This window comes from Streptomyces sp. SID13726 (genome assembly GCF_010548375.1).
Taxonomy (GTDB): domain Bacteria; phylum Actinomycetota; class Actinomycetes; order Streptomycetales; family Streptomycetaceae; genus Streptomyces.
The window spans coordinates 1-427 of the sequence record NZ_JAAGLY010000515.1 but is presented as its reverse complement, the minus strand read 5'-3'; the positions used below and the strand labels follow the sequence as shown (position 1 = coordinate 427).

The 427-nt window shown below is 68.9% G+C and carries 1 pseudogene; it reads right to left on the bottom strand.

Going from position 1 to position 427, the window contains the following annotated elements:
• Window positions 1-427 (bottom strand): annotated as a pseudogene (locus G3I78_RS48880) (cyclohexanone monooxygenase); the annotation flags it as partial.

Sequence of the window (427 nt, the reverse complement as noted above, 5' to 3'; positions counted from 1 at the left end):
CGGTGTTCCACACTGTGCGCTCCATGCGGGCCTGGACCTGCCGGTTCCAGGCGTTGATCGCGGACGGCCGCGCGGCGAGGGCGACCTTGCCGCCCAAGACGCCGAGCTGGCGCATGTAGTCCGCCATGTAGTTCAGCTGCGATTCGATCATCAGGATCATCGAGCTGTTCCCGAGCCCGGTGTTCGGCCCGATGATCGTCATCCAGTTCGGGAAGCCCGCCGCGGTGGCCCCGCGCAGGGACTGCATCCCGTCCTTCCAGACCTCCGCCAGGGTCTTGCCGTCCACGCCCACCACCCGGTCGGCGATCGGCATGTCCGTCACGTGGAAGCCGGTGCCGAAGACGATCGCGTCGACCTCGGTCTCGGTCCCGTCGGCCGCGACCAGCACCGAGCCCCGGATCTCCATCAGCCCGGCGGCGACGAGGTT